23 protein-coding genes are annotated in these 24,446 nt (G+C 58.9%); 17 read left to right on the top strand and 6 right to left on the bottom strand.

The window, feature by feature from the left end; translation table 11 throughout:
- The first annotated feature begins 4 nt into the window (after positions 1-4).
- The 4 genes from ACXPVS_RS05890 (at position 5) to purT (ending at position 2,592) form a co-directional block, all read left to right on the top strand.
- Positions 5-529, top strand: a complete 525-nt coding sequence (locus ACXPVS_RS05890; RefSeq protein ID WP_007954617.1) for a gamma carbonic anhydrase family protein — start codon at positions 5-7, stop codon at positions 527-529.
- Positions 526-741, top strand: a complete 216-nt coding sequence (locus tag ACXPVS_RS05885) for a DUF1289 domain-containing protein (RefSeq protein WP_458509082.1) — start codon at positions 526-528, stop codon at positions 739-741. The genes ACXPVS_RS05890 and ACXPVS_RS05885 overlap by 4 nt, the downstream gene beginning before the upstream one ends.
- A 102-nt stretch (positions 742-843) precedes the next feature.
- Positions 844-1,311 carry a preQ0 transporter gene (locus ACXPVS_RS05880; RefSeq protein ID WP_458509081.1) on the top strand — a complete coding sequence of 156 codons (468 nt, stop codon included), beginning with the start codon at positions 844-846 and terminating at the stop codon, positions 1,309-1,311.
- A 99-nt stretch (positions 1,312-1,410) separates the two neighbouring features.
- Positions 1,411-2,592, top strand: a complete 1,182-nt coding sequence (gene purT / locus ACXPVS_RS05875) for a formate-dependent phosphoribosylglycinamide formyltransferase (protein ID WP_458509080.1) — start codon at positions 1,411-1,413, stop codon at positions 2,590-2,592.
- Positions 2,593-2,634: 42 nt separating this feature from the next.
- Here the strand turns inward: purT and ACXPVS_RS05870 are convergent, their stop codons facing one another.
- The 3 genes from ACXPVS_RS05870 to ACXPVS_RS05860 all read right to left on the bottom strand — a co-directional run bounded on the left by ACXPVS_RS05870 (position 2,635) and on the right by ACXPVS_RS05860 (position 6,196).
- Positions 2,635-3,951: an MFS transporter gene (locus ACXPVS_RS05870; protein ID WP_458509079.1), complete on the bottom strand. Its 1,317-nt coding sequence runs from the start codon at positions 3,949-3,951 to the stop codon at positions 2,635-2,637.
- 175 nt (positions 3,952-4,126) lie between these two features.
- Positions 4,127-5,371, bottom strand: coding sequence for a transporter associated domain-containing protein (locus ACXPVS_RS05865; RefSeq protein WP_458509078.1), 1,245 nt, complete (start codon positions 5,369-5,371; stop codon positions 4,127-4,129).
- A 12-nt stretch (positions 5,372-5,383) separates the two neighbouring features.
- Positions 5,384-6,196: a cytochrome C assembly family protein gene (locus tag ACXPVS_RS05860; RefSeq protein WP_458509077.1), complete on the bottom strand. Its 813-nt coding sequence runs from the start codon at positions 6,194-6,196 to the stop codon at positions 5,384-5,386.
- 210 nt (positions 6,197-6,406) lie between these two features.
- On the opposite strand from ACXPVS_RS05860, the gene ffh reads away from it, so the two are divergent.
- The 10 genes from ffh (at position 6,407) to ACXPVS_RS05810 (ending at position 16,347) form a co-directional block, all read left to right on the top strand.
- Complete coding sequence (ffh, locus tag ACXPVS_RS05855) at positions 6,407-7,783, top strand: signal recognition particle protein (RefSeq protein WP_458509076.1); 1,377 nt, start codon at positions 6,407-6,409, stop codon at positions 7,781-7,783.
- Positions 7,784-8,033: 250 nt separating this feature from the next.
- A complete protein-coding gene (gene rpsP / locus ACXPVS_RS05850) occupies positions 8,034-8,285 on the top strand; it encodes a 30S ribosomal protein S16 (RefSeq protein ID WP_045059142.1) in 252 nt (83 codons plus the stop codon).
- A gap of 5 nt (positions 8,286-8,290) precedes the next feature.
- Positions 8,291-8,827: a ribosome maturation factor RimM gene (gene rimM, locus ACXPVS_RS05845; protein ID WP_008014731.1), complete on the top strand. Its 537-nt coding sequence runs from the start codon at positions 8,291-8,293 to the stop codon at positions 8,825-8,827.
- The gene (gene trmD, locus ACXPVS_RS05840; RefSeq protein WP_458509075.1) at positions 8,809-9,582 is read left to right on the top strand and encodes a tRNA (guanosine(37)-N1)-methyltransferase TrmD; all 774 of its coding nucleotides are present in this window, start codon (positions 8,809-8,811) and stop codon (positions 9,580-9,582) included. The genes rimM and trmD overlap by 19 nt, the downstream gene beginning before the upstream one ends.
- Positions 9,583-9,627: 45 nt before the next feature.
- Positions 9,628-9,978 carry a 50S ribosomal protein L19 gene (rplS, locus tag ACXPVS_RS05835; RefSeq protein WP_003175895.1) on the top strand — a complete coding sequence of 117 codons (351 nt, stop codon included), beginning with the start codon at positions 9,628-9,630 and terminating at the stop codon, positions 9,976-9,978.
- A gap of 136 nt (positions 9,979-10,114) precedes the next feature.
- Positions 10,115-11,011 carry a site-specific tyrosine recombinase XerD gene (gene xerD, locus ACXPVS_RS05830; protein WP_458509074.1) on the top strand — a complete coding sequence of 299 codons (897 nt, stop codon included), beginning with the start codon at positions 10,115-10,117 and terminating at the stop codon, positions 11,009-11,011.
- A 197-nt stretch (positions 11,012-11,208) separates the two neighbouring features.
- Positions 11,209-11,940, top strand: a complete 732-nt coding sequence (gene dsbC / locus ACXPVS_RS05825) for a bifunctional protein-disulfide isomerase/oxidoreductase DsbC (RefSeq protein WP_458509073.1) — start codon at positions 11,209-11,211, stop codon at positions 11,938-11,940.
- 134 nt (positions 11,941-12,074) lie between these two features.
- Positions 12,075-13,379, top strand: a complete 1,305-nt coding sequence (locus tag ACXPVS_RS05820) for a homoserine dehydrogenase (protein WP_458509072.1) — start codon at positions 12,075-12,077, stop codon at positions 13,377-13,379.
- A gap of 66 nt (positions 13,380-13,445) precedes the next feature.
- Positions 13,446-14,855 carry a threonine synthase gene (gene thrC, locus ACXPVS_RS05815; protein ID WP_458509071.1) on the top strand — a complete coding sequence of 470 codons (1,410 nt, stop codon included), beginning with the start codon at positions 13,446-13,448 and terminating at the stop codon, positions 14,853-14,855.
- A 133-nt stretch (positions 14,856-14,988) separates the two neighbouring features.
- Positions 14,989-16,347 carry a transporter substrate-binding domain-containing protein gene (locus tag ACXPVS_RS05810; protein WP_458509070.1) on the top strand — a complete coding sequence of 453 codons (1,359 nt, stop codon included), beginning with the start codon at positions 14,989-14,991 and terminating at the stop codon, positions 16,345-16,347.
- A gap of 244 nt (positions 16,348-16,591) precedes the next feature.
- Here the strand turns inward: ACXPVS_RS05810 and ACXPVS_RS05805 are convergent, their stop codons facing one another.
- Positions 16,592-17,518, bottom strand: coding sequence for a TIGR02285 family protein (locus ACXPVS_RS05805; RefSeq protein WP_458509300.1), 927 nt, complete (start codon positions 17,516-17,518; stop codon positions 16,592-16,594).
- Complete coding sequence (locus ACXPVS_RS05800; protein WP_458509069.1) at positions 17,499-18,698, bottom strand: CaiB/BaiF CoA transferase family protein; 1,200 nt, start codon at positions 18,696-18,698, stop codon at positions 17,499-17,501. Before ACXPVS_RS05800 ends, ACXPVS_RS05805 begins: the two co-directional genes overlap by 20 nt.
- Positions 18,699-18,845: 147 nt before the next feature.
- Between ACXPVS_RS05800 and ACXPVS_RS05795 the strand changes: the two genes are divergently transcribed.
- The 3 genes from ACXPVS_RS05795 (at position 18,846) to ACXPVS_RS05785 (ending at position 22,469) form a co-directional block, all read left to right on the top strand.
- Entirely contained in the window at positions 18,846-19,388 is a 543-nt protein-coding gene (locus tag ACXPVS_RS05795; RefSeq protein ID WP_458509068.1) for a YaeQ family protein, read from the top strand.
- 66 nt (positions 19,389-19,454) lie between these two features.
- A complete protein-coding gene (gene recJ, locus ACXPVS_RS05790) occupies positions 19,455-21,164 on the top strand; it encodes a single-stranded-DNA-specific exonuclease RecJ (RefSeq protein ID WP_458509067.1) in 1,710 nt (569 codons plus the stop codon).
- A 198-nt stretch (positions 21,165-21,362) separates the two neighbouring features.
- Complete coding sequence (locus ACXPVS_RS05785) at positions 21,363-22,469, top strand: NADH:flavin oxidoreductase/NADH oxidase (protein WP_458509066.1); 1,107 nt, start codon at positions 21,363-21,365, stop codon at positions 22,467-22,469.
- A gap of 63 nt (positions 22,470-22,532) precedes the next feature.
- Here the strand turns inward: ACXPVS_RS05785 and ACXPVS_RS05780 are convergent, their stop codons facing one another.
- A complete protein-coding gene (locus tag ACXPVS_RS05780; protein ID WP_458509065.1) occupies positions 22,533-24,158 on the bottom strand; it encodes a glucan biosynthesis protein D in 1,626 nt (541 codons plus the stop codon).
- Positions 24,159-24,446 lie beyond the last annotated feature (288 nt).

The raw sequence follows: 24,446 nt of genomic DNA, 5'->3' as shown, positions 1-24,446 counted from the left end.
CAAGATGAAATATCGCCTGGGCGACGCCCGCGTTGAAACCCATCCGCAGAGCTGGGTCGCACCCAATGCCGTGCTGGTGGGTAAGGTCAAACTGGAAGAGGGCGCCAACGTCTGGTTCAACGCTGTGCTGCGTGGCGACAACGAACTGATCCTGATCGGCAAGAACAGCAACGTCCAGGACGGCACGGTAATGCATACCGACATGGGTTACCCGCTGACCATCGGCACCGGCGTGACCATCGGCCATAACGCCATGCTTCATGGCTGCACGGTGGGCGATTACAGCTTGATCGGGATTAACGCGGTGATCCTCAACGGCGCGAAAATCGGCAAAAACTGCATCATCGGCGCCAACTCACTGATTGGTGAGGGCAAGGAGATCCCAGACGGTTCGCTGGTCATGGGCTCCCCCGGCAAAGTGGTGCGCGAGCTGACCGAGCCGCAGAAAAAAATGCTGGAGGCCAGCGCTGCTCACTATGTGCATAACTCGCAACGTTATGCCCGCGATCTGGTTGAGCAGGAAGAATGAGCACGCCCGAGCGCGCGGTTCGATCGCCTTGCGTGAATATCTGCGCGCTGGACGAGGACGATATTTGCACCGGGTGTCAGCGCACAGTGGAAGAGATCACGCGCTGGAGCCGGATGGACAACGAAGAGCGGCGCACGGTGTTGGGGTTGTGCCATGAGCGGGCTAAATCCAGTGGTTTGCTCTGGATGATCGGCAAAACTCCCAACCTGTAGCCGCAGGCTCTGCGAACGGCTGCAGGATTCGCGTTTGGGTTTGGCGCTCGTGTATGGCTGAAGTACCCTGTGCGCCAAATTGACAGGTAGTGCGCCCCTCCCATGTTCTTCCTGATCGCTTACATCAGCAGCGTCGTGCTGATCAACTACGCCTTTTCCACCGCTCCGCACCTGGACATCATCTGGTCGGCCTGGGGTGGTTTGGTGTTCGTTTTGCGCGACATGGTGCAAACCCGTTTCGGCCATGGCGCGATCGCGGCGATGCTGGCAGCGCTGGTCTTGTCCTACGTGACGTCCGATCCCTCCATCGCGCTGGCCAGCGCCACGGCGTTCGCGGTGTCCGAATGCATCGATTGGCTGGTGTTCAGCATCACCCAGCGCCCTTTACATGACCGCCTGTGGATAAGTTCGGCCCTGAGCATTCCCCTCGATACCTTCATCTTCTTCGGCATGATCGATGCGTTCACTCCAGGCGTGATCCTTACCGCCATGGGCTCGAAGTTCGCGGGCGTGACGGCCGTGTGGTTGATCATGGCCTGGCGCTTGCGCAAACAGGCCGTCGTCAGCTGAAGCCAAACCCGCAGGTTCATGTAAAATGCCGCGCTTTCTCCCCATGGGAAGCGCGCCAGGCGCCGCTACCCTCGATGATCCGCTTCTTGAGGACCTGAGATGACCCGTATCGGAACTCCATTGTCGCCAACCGCGACCCGCGTATTGCTGTGTGGCTGTGGCGAGTTGGGCAAGGAAGTGGTGATCGAACTGCAACGCCTGGGCGTTGAAGTGATTGCCGTGGATCGCTACGCCAATGCGCCTGCCATGCAGGTTGCCCATCGCAGCCATGTGATCAACATGCTCGATGGCGCCGCCCTGCGTGCAGTGATCGAAGCCGAAAAGCCGCATTTCATCGTGCCGGAAATCGAAGCCATTGCCACCGCGACCCTCGTGGAACTGGAAGCCGAAGGCTTTACCGTGATCCCGACCGCTCGCGCCACGCAGTTGACCATGAACCGTGAAGGCATCCGTCGTTTGGCCGCTGAAGAGCTGGACCTGCCGACCTCGCCGTACCACTTCGCCGACACCTTTGAGGACTACAGCAAGGCGGTCGAAGACCTCGGCTTTCCATGTGTGGTTAAACCGGTGATGAGCTCGTCGGGCAAAGGCCAGAGCCTGCTGCGTAGCGTTGATGACGTGCAGAAAGCCTGGGATTACGCTCAAGAAGGCGGCCGAGCCGGTAAAGGACGCGTAATCATCGAAGGCTTTATCGATTTCGACTACGAAATCACCCTGTTGACTGTGCGTCACGTTGGCGGCACTACGTTCTGCGCGCCAGTCGGTCACCGTCAAGAGAAGGGCGACTATCAGGAATCCTGGCAGCCACAAGCCATGAGTCCGACGGCCCTGGCCGAATCCGAGCGCGTTGCCCAAGCCGTCACTGAAGCCTTGGGTGGCCGTGGACTGTTTGGTGTTGAGCTGTTCATCAAAGGCGATCAAGTCTGGTTCAGCGAGGTCTCGCCGCGTCCACATGACACCGGTCTGGTGACGTTGATTTCCCAGGACCTGTCGCAGTTTGCGCTACACGCACGGGCGATTCTGGGCCTGCCGATTCCATTGATCCGTCAGTTCGGTCCATCGGCTTCGGCGGTGATTCTGGTGGAAGGGCAGTCGACTCAGACGGCTTTCGCCAATCTCGGTGCTGCGTTGAGCGAGCCGGATACGGCATTGCGTCTGTTCGGCAAGCCTGAGGTGAATGGTCAGCGTCGGATGGGTGTGGCGCTGGCGCGTGATGAGTCGATTGACGCTGCTCGCGCCAAGGCTATCCGCGCCTCTCAGGCGGTCGTAGTAGAGCTGTAAACGTCCTCTGCGGTCGTTCCCGCGCAGGGCGTGGGAACGATCTTATGAGACCCGATTCAGATCGTTATCGCGCGTTTCCTTCAGGCACAGCACAGCAATCAAGCTCAGCACCGCCGCCCCCGACACATACCCGCCGACATAACTCAAACCACCCATCGCCACCAGCTTCTGTGCGAAGAATGGCGCCGCCGAGGCACCGACAATGCCGCCCAGGTTGTAGGCCGCCGACGCACCGGTATAGCGAATGTGAGTCGGAAACAGCTCTGGCAGCAGCGCGCCCATCGGCGCAAACGTCACGCCCATCAAAAACAGCTCGATGCACAGGAACAGCGCCACGCCCCAGGTCGAACCTTGGGTCAGCAGCGGCTCCATCAGGAAACCGGACAGAATCGCCAGCACACCGCCGATGATCAGCACCGGTTTGCGCCCGTAACGATCACTGGCCCAGGCCGACAGCGGCGTAGCGGCGGCCATGAACAGCACGGCGAAGCACAGCAGCGCGAGGAAAGTCTCGCGGGTGTAGCCCAGTGTCGATACGCCATAACTCAGCGAAAACACCGTCGAGATATAAAACAATGCGTAGCAGACCACCATCGCGCCGGCACCCAGCAACATCGGCGCCCAGTATTGGCTGAGCAGCTCGACCAGCGGGATCTTCACCCGCTCCTGGCGAGCCATTGCGTTGGCAAACACCGGCGTTTCGTGAAGCTTGAGGCGCACGTACAGACCGACCATCACCAACGCGGCACTGAGCAGGAACGGAATCCGCCAGCCCCACGAGCGGAACTGCTCGTCGTTCAGGGTCATTGCCAGCGTAAGAAACAAACCATTGGCCGCCAGGAAGCCGATCGAGGGGCCAAGCTGCGGGAACATGCCGAACCAGGCGCGTTTGCCCTTCGGTGCATTTTCCGTCGCCAGCAACGCCGCGCCGCCCCATTCACCGCCCAGTCCCAGGCCCTGGCCGAAGCGCAGCACGCAAAGCAGAATCGGCGCCCAGGCCCCAATGCTGTCGTAACCCGGGAGTACGCCGATCAGCGTGGTGCAAACGCCCATCAGCAGCAGCGAGGCAACCAGCGTCGATTTTCGCCCGATGCGGTCACCGAAGTGGCCGAAAAGCGCCGATCCCAGCGGTCGAGCCAGGAAGGCGATGCCGAAGGTGAGGAATGCCGACAGCATCTGGGCTGTGCCGGAGGTCTGCGGAAAAAATACCGGACCGATCACCAGCGCAGCGGCAGTGGCATAGACGTAGAAATCGTAGAACTCGATGGCGGTGCCGATGAAACTCGCGGTCGCCACGCGGGTGGCGGAGTTCGTCGGTTGCGCTGGCGCGGTGTCGTTATAAGTCGTGCGGGTTGTCATGCGGTTATCCCTGACAGTCATGTGCCCCAGCGGAGCGAATTATTTGGGTCGAACACCCAGGGATGTGGGCTTAACGCAGAGTGCGGGTAGCACTTGGGTGTGGCGGGCTTGGGTAAGCGGCTCGATTATAGAAAGGTAGCTAACGATTCAACAAGGGCCAAAAGATCGTAGCGATCTATCGTGCAGGGACAACCGCTGGGGCCGAATTCGTATGCCAGATCAACACTCGCGAGACCCGATTGTCTTCAGTCTCCAGAGTCTCCAGCCGATAACGCCCGATCTTCAGGCATACCGCACTGTCCGGAATCGTTTCCAGCGCCTCGGTCACCAACCCGTTGAGGGTTTTCGGGCCGTCGCTCGGCAAGTGCCAGCCCAGGCTCTTGTTCAATTCGCGAATCGACGCCGCCCCTTCGATCACCAGGCGGCCGTCGGCCTGTGGGTGGATGTGCGGGTTATCCAGGCTGTGCTGGCTTTCGAACTCGCCGACGATTTCCTCGAGAATGTCTTCCAGAGTCACGACGCCGAGCACTTCGCCGTACTCGTCGACCACCATGCCCAAGCGTCGCTGTTGTTTGTGGAAATTCAACAGCTGCAGTTGCAGCGGGGTGCTTTCCGGCACGAAGTAGGGGTCGTGACAGGCTGCGAGCAGTGCGTCTCGGGTCAGACTGGCGTCGGACAGCAGATGGCGGATCTGCCGGGTGTTGAGCACTGCCTCGACCTGATTGATGTCGCTGTGAAAAACCGGCAAGCGTGTGCGTTTATTGGCGCGAAGCTGCTCAATGATTTCCTCGAGGGAGTCGTCCAGATTGACCCCGTCGACGTCACTGCGTGGCACCAGAATGTCGTTGACCGTGATGTGGTCCAGCGCATGGATGCCTGACAGTGGATGGGGGCGGCAGGCGGCGTGTTCGTGATCGTCATGCCGATCGCTCGGGGCCTCGTCTTCGCTCTGCTGCACCACGTTGACTGTGCGGGCGAACGGTCGCATCAGCAGCAGGCTTATGCCATTGAGCAACCAGGCGGCGGGATAGATGATTTTCAGTGGCGCGCCAAGCAAGGTGTTGCCCAGCGCCAGGACTGCGTCCGGGTAACGGACGGCGAGGGTGCGCGGCAGGTAGTCGGCGAACACCAGAATCACCGCGCCAGCCCCCAGGCAGGCCACCCATGGACCGTTTTCCGCCCAAGTAAAAATGGCCAGCAAGGTACTGATGACCATGATCAGTGCGCGGCACAGGGTGTTGCAGAGGATCAGGCTATTGAGCGAAAAACTCAGTGTTGCCACCGGCTTGTCGCTCGAACGCGAAGCTGTCCGCTGGGCGAGCACGTACTGTTGCGCAGCTTCGATGGCGGTAAACAGCCCCGACCATAAAATCAGCAGGGCCACTACCGCGAGCATCGGCCCTATGGGCAAATCGTCCATTAATGCCGCCCGTCAGATATGCAGGATGTATTCACGAACCAGCTTACTGCCGAAATAGGCCAGCATCAGCAAGCAGAAACCGGCGAGGGTCCAGCGAATGGCCTTGTGTCCGCGCCAGCCGAGACGATTACGGCCCCATAGCAGCACGCTGAAGACGATCCAGGCGAGGCATGCCAGCAAGGTTTTGTGCACCAGGTGCTGGGCGAAAAGGTTTTCGACGAACAGCCAGCCGGAGATCAGCGACAGCGACAGCAGGGTCCAGCCGGCCCAGAGGAAACCGAACAGCAGGCTTTCCATGGTTTGCAGCGGCGGGAAGTTCTTGATCAGGCCCGAGGGGTGTTTGTGCTTTAGCTGATGGTCTTGAACCAGCAGCAGCAACGCCTGGAATACCGCGATGGTGAACATGCCGTAGGCGAGGATCGACAACAATATGTGCGCGAGGATGCCTGGTTCTTCGTCGATGATCTGCACGGTGCCGGCGGGGGCGAACTGTGCGAGCAGCACGGTGGCGGCGCCAAGCGGGAACAGCAATATAAGCAGGTTTTCCACCGGGATCCGCGAGCAGACCAACAGCGTCAGGGCAATCACCGCGGCGGCAATCAGGCTGGCGGCGCTGAAAAAATCCAGGCCCAGGCCAATCGGTGTCAGCAGGTGGGTGAACAGACTGGCGCTATGAGCCAGCACGGCGAGCACGCCAAGCGTGACCAGCAGGCGTTTGTTCGCCTTGGCGCCGGTGGCCAGACGAGTGCCCTGATAGAGGGTCGCAGCGGCATATAAGCAGGCGGCGGCGAGGGTAGTTAGCAAACTGGGTGACAAGGGGAGCATAAATCCTGTTAGGCAAGCCCGAAAGGCGCTGAGTTTGGCATAGAATCCCCGCAGCACGAAAGACCATGCAACCTGACGACGAGGTGTCCGCCAGACGCAGTCTTCGCTATAATCCGCGACCTGCCCACGCCGCAGGCTCGCCGAGCACATGTTTATTCCGGTCTGGGCCGCCATTATCCCGGTCTACACAGGGCCTGAAAGGATCGCGCAATGTTTGAAAACTTAACCGACCGTCTCTCGCAGACGCTGCGCCATGTCACCGGCAAGGCCAAGCTGACCGAAGACAACATCAAAGACACCCTGCGCGAAGTGCGCATGGCGTTGCTCGAAGCTGACGTCGCCTTGCCGGTCGTCAAGGACTTCGTCAACTCGGTCAAGGAACGCGCCGTCGGCACTGAGGTGTCGCGCAGCCTGACGCCGGGCCAGGTCTTCGTGAAGATCGTCCAGGCCGAACTCGAAAGCCTGATGGGTGCGGCCAACGAAGATCTGAACCTGAGCGCCGTTCCTCCGGCCGTCGTGCTGATGGCCGGTTTGCAGGGGGCGGGTAAAACCACCACCGCCGGCAAGCTTGCGCGCTTCCTCAAAGAGCGCAAGAAGAAGTCGGTCATGGTCGTATCTGCGGACGTTTACCGTCCGGCGGCGATCAAGCAACTGGAAATGCTCGCGGGTGAAGTCGGCGTAACCTTCTTCCCGTCCGACCTGAGCCAGAAGCCAGTCGATATCGCGCAAGCAGCCATTAAAGAAGCAAAACTGAAATTCATCGACGTGGTCATTGTCGATACCGCCGGTCGCCTGCACATCGATGAAGAGATGATGGGCGAGATCAAGGCGCTGCATGCCGCGATCAACCCGGTCGAAACACTGTTCGTGGTCGACGCCATGACCGGTCAGGACGCCGCCAACACGGCCAAGGCTTTTGGTGACGCGCTGCCGTTGACCGGTGTGATCCTGACCAAGGTCGACGGCGACGCCCGTGGCGGTGCTGCACTGTCGGTGCGCGCCATCACCGGCAAGCCGATCAAGTTCATCGGTATGGGCGAGAAGAGCGACGCACTCGAGCCGTTCCATCCTGAGCGTATTGCTTCACGCATCCTCGGTATGGGCGACGTACTCAGTCTGATCGAGCAGGCCGAGCAGACCCTCGACAAGGACAAGGCCGACAAACTGGCCAAGAAGCTGAAAAAGGGCAAAGGCTTCGATCTCGAAGACTTCCGCGATCAGCTGCAACAGATGAAAAACATGGGCGGCCTCGGCGGCCTCATGGACAAACTGCCAAACATGGGCGGTATGAACGTGGCGCAGATGGGTAACGCCCAAGGCGCGGCAGAGAAACAATTCAAGCAGATGGAAGCCATCATCAATTCCATGACCCCGGCCGAGCGCCGCGACCCTGAGCTGATCAGCGGTTCGCGCAAGCGCCGGATCGCCATGGGTTCCGGTACTCAGGTGCAGGACATCGGTCGCTTGATCAAGCAGCACAAGCAGATGCAGAAGATGATGAAGAAGTTCTCCGCAAAAGGCGGAATGGCGAAAATGATGCGCGGCATGGGCGGTATGTTGCCCGGCGGCGGCATGCCGAGAATGTAAATAATTTACGCAGGGGCTTGGCCCTTGCAACTCCCACACGGAAGTGGGATCTCCAGCAAACCCGCACTTGGCGGGAGCTGACTGGCCGTTTTCAACGACGGCTCTATAGCAAATCTTGATGGCGGCCGATAGGCAGCCGGAAAAAGACATTTGCAAAAGTCCGGATATTCCTTAGAATATGCGGCCTTTCGGGCACCTATGCCCGCTGTGCCTTTAGATTTGCAGCACCGACTACAGGAACGATGTTCACATGCTAACAATCCGTCTTGCCCTTGGCGGCTCCAAAAAGCGCCCGTTTTACCACTTGACCGTAACCGACAGCCGCAACCCGCGCGACGGTTCGCACAAGGAACAGGTTGGTTTCTTCAACCCTGTTGCTCGTGGTCAAGAAGTCCGTCTGTCCGTGAACCAAGAGCGCGTAGCCTACTGGCTGAGCGTTGGTGCACAACCTTCTGAGCGTGTTGCTCAGTTGTTGAAGGACTCGGCTAAGGCTGCGGCCTGAGCAATATGAACGCGACGCCAGCTGTAGCTGATGATTTGATCGTTATCGGCAAAATTTATTCGGTTCATGGCGTTCGCGGCGAAGTGAAGGTGTATTCCTTTACTGATCCGACTGAAAACCTGTTGCAGTACAAAACCTGGACGCTCAAGCGCGAAGGTAATGTGAAACAGGTCGAGCTGGTCAGTGGACGTGGGAACGATAAGTTCCTGGTCGCAAAGCTCAAGGGTCTTGATGATCGTGAAGAAGCGCGTCTTCTGGCCGGTTATGAGATCTGCGTGCCACGCAACCTGTTCCCTGAATTGACCGACGGCGAGTACTACTGGTACCAGCTGGAAGGTCTGAAGGTCATTGATCAACTCGGGCAATTGCTCGGGAAAATCGATCATCTTCTGGAAACCGGCGCCAATGATGTAATGGTGGTCAAGCCTTGCGCTGGCAGCCTGGATGATCGCGAACGCCTGTTGCCCTATACGGAGCAATGCGTGTTGGCCGTCGACCTTGCCGCAGGCGAGATGAAGGTGGAATGGGATGCGGACTTCTAAGCGTGGCTAACTTGCGCGTAGAAGTGATCAGTTTGTTTCCCGAGATGTTCTCCGCCATCAGCGAGTACGGCATCACCAGTCGTGCGGTGAAACAGGGGCTCTTGCAGCTCACCTGTTGGAATCCGCGAGACTACACGACGGATCGACATCACACTGTAGACGATCGCCCATTTGGCGGTGGTCCGGGCATGGTGATGAAGATCAAGCCCCTGGAAGATGCGTTGGTTCAGGCCAAGGCAGCAGCCGGGGAGGCGGCGAAGGTAATTTACCTGTCCCCCCAAGGCCGTCAACTGACTCAGTCGGCGGTACGCGAGTTGGCGAATCTGGATGCATTGATTCTGATTGCCGGCCGCTATGAGGGCATTGACGAGCGTTTTATAGAGGCTCATGTCGATGAAGAGTGGTCGATTGGCGACTATGTACTGTCTGGCGGCGAGCTGCCGGCGATGGTCCTGATCGATGCGGTTACACGACTGCTGCCTGGAGCTTTAGGGCATGCGGACTCCGCCGAGGAAGATTCCTTTACGGATGGTTTGCTGGATTGCCCGCACTACACCCGACCGGAGGTGTATGCGGATCAGCGTGTTCCCGACGTGTTGCTAAGTGGCAATCACGCGCATATCCGGCGTTGGCGTTTACAGCAGTCCCTTAGTAGGACCTTTGAACGACGCGCCGATCTTCTGGAAAGCCGCTCGCTTTCTGGAGAAGAGAAGAAGCTGCTCGAGGAATACATCCGCGAGCGGGACGATAGTTAACAACGTATCGATGGTAGATCCGACGATTTACCTTAGGAGCACAGCATGACTAACAAAATCATCCTTGCACTCGAAGCAGAGCAGATGACCAAAGAGATCCCTACCTTTGCCCCGGGCGACACCATTGTCGTTCAGGTGAAAGTGAAGGAAGGCGACCGTTCGCGTCTGCAGGCGTTCGAAGGTGTTGTTATCGCCAAGCGTAACCGCGGCGTAAACAGTGCTTTCACCGTTCGTAAAATCTCCAACGGTGTTGGCGTAGAGCGTACTTTCCAGACCTACAGCCCGCAAATCGACAGCATGGCCGTTAAACGTCGCGGTGACGTACGTAAAGCCAAGCTGTACTACCTGCGTGACCTGTCCGGTAAAGCAGCTCGCATCAAGGAAAAACTGGCTTAAGTCCAGCTTCCGATGCAAGAAAAAGCAGCCTGCGGGCTGCTTTTTTGTTGCCTGCGATTTATGGGTGCAATGACCGCGCAGGCTATGAAAGACTGTCTGCCACTGTCCGGTTGTGACCTGTCTTGCCTGAGCCTTTATGCCCGCCATCGATCATCCACTGATAGACCAATTCCTCGACGCCCTGTGGCTGGAGAAAGGCCTGTCCGACAACACCCGCGATGCCTATCGCAGCGACCTGACCCTTTTCAACGGTTGGCTGCAGGAAAAGCACCTGGAACTGATCAATGCCGGGCGTGAGTTGATTCTCGATCACTTGGCCTGGCGTCTGGAGCAAAACTACAAACCCCGCTCGACCGCTCGATTTCTCTCCGGCGTGCGTGGCTTCTATCGCTATTTGCTGCGGGAAAAGCTGATTGCCGTCGATCCAACCTTGCGTGTCGATATGCCGCAACTGGGTCGACCACTGCCTAAATCCTTGTCGGAAGCGGATGTGGAGGCCTTGTTAAAAGCACCTGACCTGAGTGACGCCATCGGCCAACGTGACCGCGCCATGCTCGAAGTGCTTTATGCCTGCGGCTTGCGTGTGACGGAACTGATCAGCCTGACGCTGGAGCAGGTCAATCTACGCCAAGGCGTGCTGCGAGTGATGGGCAAGGGCAGCAAGGAGCGGCTGGTGCCGATGGGCGAGGAGGCGATTGTCTGGGTCGAGCGCTATATGCGCGATGGCCGTGACGAGCTGCTTGGCGGGCGTCCCAGCGATGTCATGTTTCCCAGTCAGCGCGGCGAGCAGATGACTCGGCAGACCTTCTGGCATCGCATCAAGCATCAGGCCAAGGTTGCCGGGATCGGCAAGTCGTTGTCGCCGCATACCCTGCGTCATGCCTTTGCCACGCACTTGCTCAACCACGGCGCCGACTTGCGGGTCGTGCAAATGCTGCTCGGCCACAGCGATCTGTCGACCACGCAGATCTACACCCACGTCGCCCGCGCCCGCTTGCAAGACCTGCACGCCAGACATCACCCACGCGGATAACCGCTTGGTGATTTGCTTTTCCGTGGTAGCGAGCTTACTCCCACAGAAAGCGGGTGCTGCGATGTCCTGCATCACCCGCATTCGGCCACAGGGGCCTTATGTGGTAGGCTTTGCCGGTTTGCACGATGGGCGTTTATGACCCGGTGTTTCGGCACGGGCGTTCTGATCGTCCCATTTGTCCGCCTTCAGGAGTTCTCATGCGTCTGACCCCTATTTTCGCCGCCGCAGCCATTGCGTTGGTCAGCACCTTTGCCGTCGCCGATGACGCGGCCGACAAAGCCATTCGTAAAAGCCTGGAAAGCCTCCAGCTTGAAACTCCGATCGAAACCATCAGCGCCAGCCCGCTGGCCGGTTTGTACGAAGTCAAACTTAAAGGCAGCCGCGTGCTCTACGCCAGCGCCGATGGTCAGTACGTCGTTCAGGGTTACATGTTCCAGCTCAAGGACGGCAAACCGGTCAACCTGACCGAAAAGACCGAACGCCTGGGCATTTCCAAACTGATCAATGACATCCCGGTGGCTGAAACCGTGGTCTACCCGGCGATCGGCGAAACCAAGTCGCACATCACCGTGTTCACCGACACCACCTGCCCGTACTGCCACAAGCTGCACGCCGAAGTGCCCGAGCTGAACAAGCGCGGCATCGAAGTGCGTTACGTCGCGTTCCCGCGCCAGGGCCTGGGCTCGCCGGGTGACGAACAGCTGCAAGCGGTCTGGTGCTCGAAAGACAAGAAAGCCGCGATGGACAAGATGGTCGATGGCAAGGAAATCAAGGCCGCCAAGTGCGATAACCCGGTTTCCAAACAGTTTGCCCTCGGTCAGTCGATCGGCGTGAACGGCACGCCGGCCATCGTTTTGGCTGACGGTCAGGTCATTCCGGGCTACCAGCCTGCGCCACAAGTCGCCAAACTGGCGTTGGGCGCGAAGTAAATTCGCATCGTCACGGTCAGCCATTGACGATCATGGTTCGGCGGCAGCGTTCGCCGAGCCATTAATAGAGGACCGCGAGTAGGCGGTTGTTTTCACGGCCGGCCTTGAGTCGGCCGTTTTATGGGGAGTTCACAGTGAAACCGGTCAAAGTAGGCATCTGTGGGTTAGGGACCGTCGGTGGCGGTACCTTCAACGTACTTCAGCGTAACGCCGAGGAAATTGCTCGTCGTGCCGGGCGTGGAATCGAAGTGGCACAAATTGCCATGCGCACGCCAAAGCCTCAGTTCCAGACGACCGGTATTGCGATTACCAACGATGTCTTCGAAGTGGCCACGAACCCTGAGATCGACATCGTCATAGAGCTGATGGGCGGCTACACCGTTGCCCGCGAGCTGGTACTCAAAGCGATCGAGAACGGAAAACATGTTGTGACCGCGAACAAGGCGTTGATCGCCGTTCACGGTAATGAAATTTTTGCCAAGGCCCAGGAGAAGGGCGTGATTGTGGCGTTCGAAGCCGCCGTGGCCGGTGGCATTCCGGTGATCAAGGCGATCCGTGAAGGCCTGTCGGCCAACCGCATCAACTGGGTTGCCGGCATCATCAACGGCACCGGTAACTTCATCCTCACCGAAATGCGTGAGAAAGGTCGTACCTTTGAAGACGTACTCGCCGAGGCGCAAGCCCTGGGTTACGCCGAAGCCGATCCGACCTTCGACGTTGAAGGCATCGATGCCGCCCACAAGCTGACGATCCTGGCGTCCATCGCGTTCGGCATCCCGCTGCAATTCGACAAGGCCTACACCGAAGGCATCACCAAGCTGACCACCGCTGACGTGAACTACGCCGAAGCGCTGGGCTATCGCATCAAGCACCTCGGTGTGGCTCGCAGCACGGCTGCCGGTATCGAGTTGCGCGTACACCCGACGCTGATCCCGGCCGATCGCCTGATTGCCAACGTCAACGGCGTGATGAACGCGGTGATGGTCAACGGCGACGCCGCCGGTTCGACCCTGTTCTACGGTGCTGGCGCGGGCATGGAACCGACCGCTTCGTCGGTGATCGCCGACCTGGTAGATGTGGTTCGCGCCATGACTTGCGATCCGGAAAACCGCGTGCCGCACCTGGCCTTTCAGCCGGATTCGCTGTCGGCCCACCCGATCCTGCCAATCGAGGCCTGCGAAAGCTCCTATTACCTGCGCATCCAGGCCAAGGATCATCCAGGCGTGTTGGCGCAGGTGGCGAGCATCCTGTCGGAGCGAGGCATCAACATCGAATCGATCATGCAGAAGGAAGTCGAAGAACACGACGGCCTGGTGCCGATGATCCTGCTGACTCACCGCGTGCTGGAACAGCACATGAACGACGCGATCGCCGCCCTGGAAGCCTTGGCGGGCGTGGTCGGTCCGGTCGTACGGATCCGCGTCGAGCACCTGAACTAAGCCGTTATCGTTCACCGGGCTCGCCTGCGAGCCCGGGTTTGCGAACACTGTCTATTGGAGCCAGTCATGCGTTATATCAGTACCCGCGGCCAGGCACCGGCCCTGAATTTCGAAGACGTCCTGCTGGCCGGTCTGGCCACGGACGGCGGTTTGTATGTCCCGGAAAGCCTGCCACGTTTCACCCAGGAAGAGATCGCTTCCTGGGCCGGCCTGCCGTATCACGAGTTGGCCTTCCGGGTGATGCGCCCGTTCGTCACTGGCAGCATTCCCGATGCCGATTTCAAAAAGATTCTTGAAGAAACGTATGGCGTGTTTTCCCACAACGCCGTGGCACCACTGCGTCAGCTGAACGGTAACGAATGGGTGCTGGAACTGTTCCACGGTCCGACCCTCGCGTTCAAAGACTTCGCCTTGCAACTGCTTGGTCGTCTGCTCGACTACGTGCTGGAAAAACGTGGTGAGCGCGTAGTGATCGTCGGCGCAACGTCCGGTGACACCGGTTCGGCCGCCATCGAAGGCTGCAAGCACTGCGAAAACGTCGATATCTTCATCCTGCACCCGCACAATCGCGTGTCCGAAGTGCAGCGTCGGCAGATGACCACCCTCTTCGGCGAAAACATCCACAACATCGCCATCGAAGGCAACTTCGATGACTGCCAGGAAATGGTCAAGGCCAGCTTCGCTGACCAGCGCTTCCTCAAAGGCACGCGTCTGGTCGCCGTGAACTCGATCAATTGGGCGCGAATCATGGCCCAGATCGTTTACTACTTCCATGCAGCCCTGCAGTTGGGCGGCCCGGCACGTTCGGTATCGTTCTCGGTGCCGACCGGCAACTTTGGCGACATTTTCGCCGGTTACCTGGCGCGCAACATGGGCCTGCCGATCAATCAGTTGATCGTCGCCACCAACCGCAACGACATCCTGCACCGCTTTATGAGCGGCAATCAGTACGTCAAGGACACCCTGCACGCCACGCTGTCGCCGTCGATGGACATCATGGTGTCGTCGAACTTCGAACGCCTGTTGTTCGACCTGCACGGTCGCAACGGCGCAGCGATCGCCGGGCTGATGGACACCTTCAAACAAGGTGGCGGTTTCAGCGTTGAACAGGAACGCTGGACCGAAGCCCGCAAGCTGTTCGATTCGCTGGCCGTGGATGATGCCCAAACTTGCGAAACCATTGCCGAAGTTTTTGAGCAAACCGGCGAACTGCTGGATCCACACACGGCTATCGGTGTAAAGGCGGCGCGCGAGTGCCGTCGCAGCCTGGAGATCCCGATGGTGATCCTGGGTACGGCGCATCCGGTCAAATTCCCGGATGCAGTGGAAAAAGCAGGTGTAGGAAAAGCACTCGAACTACCTGCACATCTTTCTGATTTGTTTGAGCGAGATGAGCGCTGCACCGTGCTGCCAAATGACCTGAAAGCCGTGCAGGCCTTTGTCAGTCAGCATGGCAACCGCGGCAAGCCTCTGTAACCAATTAAATCTGTCACATTTTGAAGCCCGTCTCCTGACGGGCTTTCTCATTTCTGCATGCCACACTTGTCGAGTTTCGTAAATGAAGAGCCGCCCATGAAGGGCGGGCGAGACGATCACCAAGGAAGTGGCAATGCTGTTTTTCAGAGGGTTAAAACCAGCCGCGTGCTGGATGTTTTTTTTAGTCGGTACCCTGGGCTTTGCTCAATGGGGCAGCGCGTCGCAATTGATGGCGCCCGGGGCTGGAGGGGATAACGCCGGTGCAACAGTCGAGTTGGACGCTCAGGAGTTGAAATGGATTGCCGAGCATTCGAACGTCATCGTCGCATCGGTGCAATATCCGCTGTACCTGTTCAAGGATGAGCACGGCCAATGGAACGGCTTGAACAATGATCTGCTCAACCGCATCAGCGCAATGACGGGCGTGCAGTTTGTTCACGAAGAATCGTTTTCCACCGATCAGTTGCTCGGGCGACTGGAGAGTGGCGCCGCGGACATGAGCACGACGCTGGCGATGAATGACGAACGCGAGACGTTTCTGGATTTCAGTCATGCGTTCGGTGGCGCTGGCTGGGTATTCGTCGGGCGGGCCGAGGCGCCGGAGGTGCAATCCCTGGAGCAGCTGTCGGGAAGGGTTCTGGTGTTGCCGACCCGGCATGCGCTGGAGGCCGCGATTCGCCGCGACTATCCGGACATCGAGCTGCGCTCGGTTAGAACCTACGCGGAGGCCCGGGCGCTGGTCGAGAGCGGTGAGGCGTATGCCACTATCGAAAACGAAACCGGCGCACAACTCTATCCGTCCGGGCAGCTCAAGGTCGGGTATACGGTGGAGGGCAAATGGGAGGCAGACCACTTGGCCGTACGCAAAGGTCAGCCTCAGCTGTCGAGCATCCTCAACAAGGCGCTTGAGGCGCTTGATCCTGCCGAACTGCGCGCTATTCGCCTGAAATGGCTCCAGGGGATTGCCCCCATTAAGGTGCCCGGCGCCTGGCACCGACTCGCCGAGTGGGGCTGCTGGGGAATGTTTATCGCCAGTCTGTTCGGCCTGTTGTCCCTGCTCTGGAATCGACGGCTCACGGTATTGATCCAGCAACGCCTTGATGCCGAGAAAAGTCTGAGTGATCAGCTTGCCTTCCAGCACGCGTTGATGGATGCGGTGCCCGATCCGATGTTTGTTCGTGATCTGGAGGGGCGTTTGATCATGTGCAACAAAAGTTATGAGGAGGACTTGTCGACCCGTTTCGACCAGGTTCAGGGACGACAGCTGATTGAGCTGGACGTCTTGCCCAAAGAGACTGCCGAACTGCTGCATGCAGAGTTCATGGCCCAGCTGAGTACGCGCAAGACCCGTTTCAGTGAGCGTCAATTGACGTTCAATAACGGCGTCAGGCATGTCTATCAGTGGACGGTGCCTTTTTACAGTGCCGACGGACAATTGCGGGGCTTGCTGGGAGGATGGACCGATATCGGTAAGCGCAAGCAGTTGGCATGACGCGGCTGTTTTTTATCTGTCACCGTGGCGTTGCGTAGTGCTGCTCAGGACAGGATCCTGGTGAACCGAAATTGAATTGTTTTTTGTGGGAACCTTCCTGCACTTAGGTCGGTCAGACCATGTAACAGCAGGATCAAGCATTGTGCTCCGGTGCTTGTAGCTTGTTGCACGGGTCTTTATGTAGGCCACGTTTAACCTCGAGTCGTCTCCCCACTACTCGGGGTTTCTTTTTGCCTGCGATTTGTCATTGCTCGGCCCGATGCTCAAAAAACGCTTTGGTTTCTTTCAGGTAGTCGCCGCGCCTTTGCGGATCCAGCCAGTCAGCGTATTGCTGATCCAGTCGATCATGCGGCATGGCGCGTAACAGCTGGTTGATCTCATTGATCGCCTTTCGGCCTTGAGGTGTATTGGAGCAGCCAATGTGCCCGGACAGGTATTGACTCGTGCCCTTGACCGGATAGAACTCCAGCTGGTCGGCGGCGATCTGTGCCTGATTGGCCTTATAGCGAATTTCCGGCCAGTAACCCAAAACCACCTGCAAGCGACCCAGGCGCTGCATCTGTAACAGACTGCCGAGGGCGTCGTTGCCGTAGTGATGTGTCAGCGCATCGGGCAGTGCCTGTTGCAGCAGCGTGTCGAGGAACTGACCATAACTGCGCTCAGCCACCACACCGACTTTCTGTCGACCACTGGCCAGCATTGCCGCCAGGTCGACTTCACCGTCGACAAGAAACGGTTCCAGTACCACTCGCTCTTCCTGCCGGACGACCAGGCCATTGCTGACGGCACGGAAGGCCGGAATGGAGAACGTAATCCACTGTTCCCGCTCTTGGGTCCAGACCAGCGAGGGGTCGCACGTAAACGACGTTTCGTGGAGCATTTGCATGCCGCGGGCCCGATTGACTCGCATCAGGGTGTGTTGGTATTGCGGCATGCCGGCGATCAACAGCGGCAGCAGTTGATCGATGATTCCCTGTCCTTTTTTCGGACCTTCGAGAATCATCGTTGGCGGCAAATCGCGCAGCAGCCAGATCAGCGTCTCTTTGGGTTGCGCCGAGGCGGGAGCGCCAAGGCACGATAATAAGATGAACGGCGCCAAAGCCCGCCAGCCTTGGGCGAGTTCGAGTGCTGATGAAAGCAGGCGTTTCAGCTTAGATGGCCCCGTCTGCACGCAGTTTTGCGATCTGTTCCTTGTCATAACCAAGATCGTTGAGTACCTGCGCATTGTGTTCGCCCAACTGCGGCCCGACCCATTCCGATGTACCGGGGGTCTCTGATAGTTTCGGCACAATTCCCGGCATCTTGAAATCTTTGCCGTCCGGCAACTTGGCCTTCAGGAACATTTCACGGGCCAGGTACTGTGGGTCACTGAACATGTCTTCAGCGCTGAAGATCCGGCTGGCCGGTACCTCGGCGCGATTCAACTGCTCGATGAGGGTGTCCAGCGGCAGCGAGTTAACCCAGCGATCAATCACCCCATAAATCTCGTCGCGGCGGCTATCGCGTCCGTCGTTGCTCGCCAACGCGGGGTCATTGGCCAGGTCCTCGCGACCAATGGTCAGCATGAAGCGTTTGAAGATCGCGTCGCCATTGGCGCCGATCTGCACATGTTTGCCGTCGGCACTGGTGTGGATCGAGGAGGGCGTGATGCCCGGCATGATGTTGCCGGTGCGTTCGCGGATGAAGCCGAATACGTCGAACTCGGGGACCATGCTTTCCATCATGGCGAAGATCGCTTCATACAGCGCCACATCCACCACTTGGCCGAGGCCCCCGTTGACCTCGCGATGACGCAACGCCATCAGCGCACCAATCACACCCCACAACGCCGCAATCGAGTCCCCGATGGAAATCCCGGTGCGCACCGGTGGCCGGTCTTCGAACCCGGTGATGTAGCGCAAGCCACCCATGGATTCACCGACGGCGCCAAAGCCCGGCTGATCCTTCATCGGCCCGGTCTGACCGAAACCCGAGAGACGCACCATCACCAGTTTCGGGTTCAGTGCGTGCAAGACTTCCCAGCTCAGGCCGAGCTTTTCCAGCACGCCAGGGCGAAAATTCTCGATCAGAATGTCCGCCTCGCTGAGCAGTTTTTTCAGGATCGCCAGGCCGTCGGGGTGTTTGAGGTTCAGGGTCAGGGATTTCTTGTTGCGCGCCTGGACGAACCACCACAGGGAGGTGCCTTCATACAGTTTTCGCCATTTGCGCAACGGATCGCCGCCATCGGGGGACTCGATTTTGATCACCTCGGCACCAAACTCTCCGCAAATGCGCGAGGCAAACGGCCCGGCGATCAGCGTACCCAATTCAATGACTTTCAGACCTGAAAGCGGTTTTCCGGTGAGCGGCATGCTGGATCCTGTAGGACAAAGGTTGAGCGAATACAGGGTTTTAACATAGCCGAACGTCAGACGACCAAGGTTGATCGCCTTCAATTCGTGGATTACCTACCGCATCGGTTAGACTTGCCGCCTTTCCCCGTATCAAGAAGCCCGTTCATGGCCCAGCCGTCCACGACCTACAAGTTTGAACTGAACCTTACCGACCTCGACCGCAACGTGTACGAGAGCGTGAAGCAGACCATCGCCCGTCACCCTTCGGAAACCGAAGAGCGCATGACCGTGCGGCTGCTGGCCTACGCCTTTTGGTATAACGAGCAGTTGGCGTTCGGTCGAGGTCTGTCAGACGTGGACGAACCTGCCTTGTGGGAAAAGAGCCTGGACGACCGTGTCCTGCACTGGATCGAAGTCGGCCAGCCAGACGCCGATCGCCTGACGTGGTGCTCGCGTCGCACCGAGCGCACCAGCCTGCTGGCTTACGGCAGCCTGCGCGTCTGGGAGACCAAAGTGATTCCGGCGATCAAGAACCTGAAAAACGTGCACATCGCTGCTGTTCCGCAGGAAGTCCTGGAAACCCTGGCCAAAGACATGCCCCGGGTTATCAAGTGGGACGTGATGATCAGCGAAGGGACGATTTTCGTCACCGACGACCGTGGTCAGCACGAAGTCCAGTTGCAGTGGCTGAGCGGCGAACGCGGCTGATAATTCGCTGCTGGTCCGCGTTACCCGTTTTTATCCTACGTATTCAAGAGAAGCACCTGTCACCCCATGCGCATCGAACCTCGCCTGTTGCCCGACACCCTGCCATTCCTCGGTGATCTGCCGCCGCTGCTGACCCGTCTGTACGCGGCGCGCGGCGTGCTGTCCGAGGCGGAACTGGACAAGAGCCTGGCGCGGTTGATTCCATTCCAGCAACTCAAAGGCATCGATGCAGCGGTGGCGTTGCTGGTGACAGCGCTCGAGCAGCGTCAGCGGATTCTGATTGTCGGTGACTTCGACGCCGATGGCGCGACGGCCAGTACCGTGGGCATGTTGGGCTTGCGCCTGCTGGGCGCGGCTCACGTCGACTATTTGGTGCCGAACCGATTTGAGTACGGCTACGGCCTGACGCCGGAAATCGTTGAAGTGGCGCTGACCCGTACACCACAGCTGCTGATCACTGTGGATAACGGCATCTCCAGCGTTGAAGGCGTGGCGGCGGCGAAAAAGGCCGGGCTCCAGGTGCTGGTCACCGACCACCACTTGCCCGGTGACGAGTTACCGTTGGCCGATGCCATCGTTAATCCGAATCAGCCGGGTTGCGAGTTTCCGAGCAAGGCGCTGGCCGGCGTCGGGGTGATTTTCTATGTGCTGATGGCCCTGCGTGCGCGTTTGCGCAGCCTCGGTTGGTACGAGAGCAAGCCGCAGCCGAACATCGGCGAGTTGCTGGACCTTGTGGCCCTGGGCAGCGTCGCCGATGTGGTACCGCTGGATGCCAACAATCGGATTCTGGTACATCAGGGCCTGGAGCGGATTCGCGCCGGGCGCGCTCGGCCGGGGATCAAGGCGATCCTCGAAGTCGCCAAGCGTGATCACACGCGCATCACCTCTACCGACTTGGGTTTCATTGTTGGCCCGCGTCTAAACGCGGCGGGGCGTCTGGATGACATGAGCCTGGGCATCGAATGCCTGCTCACCGAAGACGCCGGTCTGGCGCGTGAAATGGCCGCTCAACTCGATGGCATGAACCAGGACCGAAAATCCATTGAGCAGGGCATGCAGCGTGAAGCGCTGGCTCAGTTGAAGGATTTGCCGGTCGAGTCGATGCCGTTCGGCCTGTGCCTGTTCGATCCCGAGTGGCACCAAGGTGTCATCGGAATCCTTGCATCGCGTATGAAAGAACGCTATTTCCGTCCGACCATTGCCTTTGCCGATGCCGGCGATGGCTTGCTCAAGGGGTCGGGGCGTTCGGTTCAGGGTTTTCATATTCGCGACGCGTTGAGCGTGGTGGCGGCGCAGCATCCGAATCTGATCAGCAAATACGGCGGCCATGCGATGGCCGCCGGCCTGACGCTGCCGGAAGCGAATTTTCCGTTGTTTGCCGAAGCCTTTGATGCGCAAGTGCGTAGGCAATTACGCGAAGAAGACCTGACCGGGCGCCTGCTGTCGGACGGCACGTTGGCGGTCGAGGAATTCCACCTGGAACTGGCCCGCGCCCTGCGTCATGCCGGACCTTGGGGGCAGCACTTCCCGGAGCCGCTGTTCCACGGCGTGTTCCAGTTGGTCGAGCAGCGGGTGGTCGGCGAGCGGCACCTCAAAGTGGTGCTCAAAAGTGAATGTGGTTCGGTGAAGCTGGATGGTATTGCCTTCGGCATCGACCGCGACATCTGGCCGAATCCGAACATCAAGTGGGTGGAATTGGCCTACAAACTCGACCTCAATGAGTTTCGTGGCAACGAGACGGTGCAGTTGATGATTGCCCATATCGAACCGCGTTGATGTGAACGGCGGGCACCCAATCGATCTGAACCCTTCCCCCATCCCCGATGTCGACTAGTCTCTAAGCACTGCTTGATTATCCTTGTGACGTCTTGTCGATTTTTTGCCCGCGGGGGCGGGTGCTGCACCTTTTTCCTGTCACTCGTCGACTTTTCAAACAGAACCCTGGAGCCTGCCCACTGATTCGAGAGGTGCCCCATGAGTCTGCTGCTTGAACCCTATACCCTTCGCCAATTGACCCTGCTCAACCGCATTGCGGTGTCGCCGATGTGCCAATACTCCAGCGTCGATGGACTGGCCAATGACTGGCACCTGGTCCACCTCGGCAGCCGCGCTGTCGGCGGGGCCGGCCTGGTGTTTACCGAAGCCACGGCGGTGACCGCCGACGGACGCATCACCGCCGAGGACCTCGGTCTGTGGAACGATGAACAGATCGAACCTTTGCAACGCATCACTCGCTTCATTGCGGCACAAGGCGCGGTGGCCGGCATTCAGTTGGCCCACGCCGGGCGTAAGGCCAGCACCCATCGGCCGTGGATCGGCAAACATGGCAGCATCAAACCCGAAGACGGTGGCTGGATCCCGGTGGGCCCATCGCCGATTGCTTTCGACCCTCAGCACACCCACCCCAAGCCACTCGATGATGGCGAGATCGCTGACGTCATTCAGGCCTTTGTCGCTTCGGCCCAGCGAGCACTGATCGCCGGTTTCAAAGTGGTGGAAATACACGCCGCCCACGGCTACCTGTTGCATCAGTTTCTTTCGCCCCTGAGCAATCAGCGGCGCGATCAATATGGTGGTTCGTTCGAGAATCGTATCCGGCTGGTGCTGCAAGTCACCGAAGCGGTGCGTGCGGTGTGGCCTGAAGAGCTACCGCTGTTCGTGCGGGTGTCGGCCACCGATTGGGTGGAAGACGGCTGGAATCCCGATGAAACGGTCGAGCTGGCGCGACGCCTCAAGGCGTTGGGTGTAGACCTGATTGACGTCTCGTCGGGCGGTACCGCGGCCAACGCCGAGATTCCTACAGGTCCCGGTTATCAGACCCGCTTCGCTGAACGAGTGCGCAAGGAGTCAGGCATTGCCACCGGCACGGTAGGAATGATCACCGAGCCGGCGCAGGCCGAGCACATTCTTCGGACCTGCCAGGCGGACATCATCTTTCTCGCCCGTGAACTGCTGCGTGATCCGTACTGGCCGCTGCATGCCGATGATGACCTGGGTGGACGCAAGGCCATATGGCCGGCGCAGTATCAGCGGGCCACTCATCGTGAACAGCCGATTTATGAGTCGGATTTGCGCGACTGATTAACGCTGTAAAACCCAAAAGCCCCGACCCGTTTGGTCGGGGCTTTTGCGTTTCTACAGCTGTCAGGTGTACTTGCGCTTTTCAGGTGCAGGCGGGATGTACTGGTACAACCAGGTTTCACTCAACGTGCGGTCATGAGCACGAATGAATAACCGCAGTTCCACCGGCGCCACACTGTCATTGGCTGGGTACCAGTCAAAGGTAATGCGGTAACCCTTGATGTCATCCAGCACCAGCACGTTGAAATCCTTGACCTGCCCATTCGAGCACGTGACCACCGGCTCGATCCCTGCGCCTTCAGGCAAGCGGTCCAGACCGCCTCCCGTGAAATCCACGGCAAACCGTCGAGCCCAAACCTGCGGGTAATGTTCGCCAGGCGCCCAGCCTTCGATGAAGCCGCCCATGCCCGAACGCGTGGCGTTGACCCGCGCCAACGGCGTGCCGACCGGTGGCAGTGCGCTCCAGTACAGCTTGTAGCCGTAGTTCAGTGAGTCGCCGGCCGCGACCGGTTTCTTCGGGGTCCAGAATGCAACGATGTTATCCAGGGTTTCGCCGGTTGTAGGAATTTCCAACAGATCGATAGAGCCTTCGCCCCACGAGGTCGTAGGTTCTACCCACAGGCTCGGACGTTTGCTGTACCAGTCGACGGTGTCTTGATAGCTGTCGAACTCATGATCGGTCTGCACCAGACCGAAACCTTTCGGGTCGGTGTCGGCGAAGGCGTTGAATTGCAGGGTGGCCGGGTTGTTCAGCGGGCGGCAGATCCACTCGCCGTTGCCGCGCCACATGGCCAGGCGATCAGAGTCGTGGATTTGCGGGTGAATCGTGTCGCACATGCGTCGTTCATGGGTGCCGCAGCTGAACATGCTGGTCATCGGCGCGATGCCCAGTTGTTCGATGGCGGTGCGCGCGTTGATGTGGGCATCGATGCCCATGACAACCTGGCTGGCCTGGCAGTCGATGTCGAAACGGTAAGCGCCGGTGGCGCTCGGTGAATCCAGCAGGGCGTAGACCACGAAACGGGTGCTGTCCTTGTCCGGGGTCTCGAACCAGAACTTGGTGAAGTCCGGGAATTCTTCACGTTTCTTGGCATAGGTATCAATCGCCAGGCCGCGTGCCGACAGCCCGTACTGGCCTGAGGCATCGACCGCACGGAAATAGCTGGCGCCAAGGAAGGACAGTACGTCGTGCTGGTCCAGTTCCGGGGCCTTGAACAGCTTGAAGCCGGAAAACCCCAGGTCGCCCGTGAGCTGTTTGGTATCGACCGTGGTTTTTTCATAGTTGAACAGGGAAGGGCGCAAATGCACCTCCCGCGCCTGACGCGTCTTGGGGTCGACGCTGTACATGCGCACCGGTTGCTTGAAACCCATGCCTATGTGGAAGAACTGCACATCCAGCTGACCGTTGAGGTCATTCCACAGTGAGTGGTTGGCGTCATAACGGATCGCGTTGAAGTTCTGCGGTGTCAGGGTCGCCAGGGTCGGCGGCAGCACCTGCTTGGTGTCCTGGTACCGATGGCCGGCGAGCTGTTTGGCCTGGATTTTCAGTGCTTCGAAGTCGAACGCCTGAGCTTCGCCATCCGCCGCGCCGGTACCGGCCCAGGCCCGCGAAGCCAGCAGGCCGGTGGCTGATAATCCGGTGTAGGCAGCGATGGCCATGGATGCTTTGAGCAAATTCCTGCGGTGCATAAGTTCAACCTGTCGTGAACAAATCCCGGGCCGTTCCTGGCACGTGCTGGATCAAAAATAAAGGTTCGGACATGCCCTCGGCCAAACGCTACGGACATCAAACAGATTGCAAATAGCTTCAACCGTTCGGTCGTGTAGAAAAAATGATGGGTAGCACTTTGGCTTCGTGGCGATGAAACAAGACAGGCCGGTTAATTTTTCTGACAGTACTTTCTGATTTATAGGGCATTCCTGTTTTTGTTGACTAATTACTCTAAAAAACGCTTTTCACCGCCGCGATAGTTTCTA

The organism is Pseudomonas sp. Ma2-10, assembly GCF_054330215.1.
This window is presented reverse-complemented; position numbering and strand designations above follow the sequence as displayed.